2 protein-coding genes are annotated in these 1,382 nt (G+C 60.7%); both read left to right on the plus strand.

Features of this window, described 5'->3' with window-relative positions; translation table 11 throughout:
* Nucleotides 1–340: transketolase C-terminal domain-containing protein (locus KQH55_RS03320; RefSeq protein ID WP_304610924.1), on the plus strand; the 340-nt coding region annotated here is incomplete at its 5' end.
* 135 nt (nt 341–475) lie between these two features.
* On the plus strand, nt 476–1,285 hold the full coding sequence (gene folE2 / locus KQH55_RS03325) for a GTP cyclohydrolase FolE2 (protein WP_076785154.1): 810 nt from the start codon (nt 476–478) through the stop codon (nt 1,283–1,285).
* Nucleotides 1,286–1,382: the final 97 nt, after the last annotated feature.

Genomic DNA, 1,382 nt, shown 5'->3' on the forward strand with positions numbered 1-1,382 from the left:
CGCGACGGTGGCGAACATGCGTTTTGTGAAGCCGCTGGACGAGGCGCTCGTGCGGCAGCTCGCCGACACGCATGAGCTACTCGTGACCGTCGAGGAAGGAACATTGATGGGCGGCGCCGGCTCGGCGTGCATCGAGTCCCTACAGGCGGCAGGGGTAAACCGACCGGTATTACAATTGGGCCTTCCCGACCGTTTCGTCGACCATGGCGATCCGGCGAAGCTGCTTGCCGCATGCGGTCTGGATGCGGCGGGAATTGCCAGCGCGATCCGCGAGCGCTTGTCAACCGTGGAACGGCAAAAGCACGATGGCAACGCGAAAACGACCAAGCTCGTCGCATAGGCCGTGACCTCAACGGCCGTTGCTGTTTCTCATGTAGAATCTGCACGAGCGGCATGGGCCATCCGGCCGGGCCGCCCGTGCTGGCGCTCCGGTGCCGCCATGAACTGAGGCGTGCGCCGGTGTCAAGGAATGCCAATGAACCAGATGAATCCCGCTTTTTTGATGCCTGATGTGCAGAGCACGCCGGATACCCGGCAGATCCCGATCCAGCGGGTCGGCATCAGAGCGGTCCGCCATCCGCTGACGGTGAGGACTGCGCAAGGCGATGTGCAACCGACAGTGGGATCCTGGAATCTTAACGTGCACCTTCCTGCTGAGCAGAAGGGCACGCACATGTCGCGCTTCATCGCGCTGCTGGACCAAGCGCAGACGCCGCTGGACATCGCGCATTTCCGCGCTATGCTGGCGACCATGCTCGAGAAGCTCGAAGCCACGGCGGGTCGAATCGAAGTCACATTTCCCTATTTCATCCGGAAAACGGCGCCTGTATCCGGTGTGCAAAGCCTGCTTGACTATGAAGTGACGCTCAGTGTCGACGCACGCGACGGTGCCACACGCCTGTTCACCAAGGTGCTGGTGCCGGTGACCAGCCTGTGTCCGTGCTCAAAAAAGATCTCTCAGTATGGCGCGCACAATCAGCGTTCACATGTGACGATCGCCGCCGAATTGGCCGATGACGTGCCGGTTGAGGACCTGGTGCGGATGGCCGAGGAAGAGGCATCGTGTGAGTTGTGGGGGCTGCTGAAGCGTCCCGACGAGAAGTTTGTCACCGAGCGGGCGTACGACAACCCGAAGTTCGTCGAGGACTTGGTGCGCGATGTTGCGCAGCGGCTCAACGCCGATCCGCGGATCGTCGCCTATGTGCTCGAAGCCGAGAATTTCGAATCAATCCACAATCACAGTGCGTACGCGCTGATCGAGCACGACAAGCGGCTTTCCGGCTAGCCTGCTTGCCCGACATCGACATCGACATCGACATCGACATCGACATCGACATCGACATCGACATCGACATCGACATCGACATCGACATCGACATCGA

The organism is Mycetohabitans sp. B3 (genome assembly GCF_021498065.1).
Lineage (GTDB): Bacteria > Pseudomonadota > Gammaproteobacteria > Burkholderiales > Burkholderiaceae > Mycetohabitans.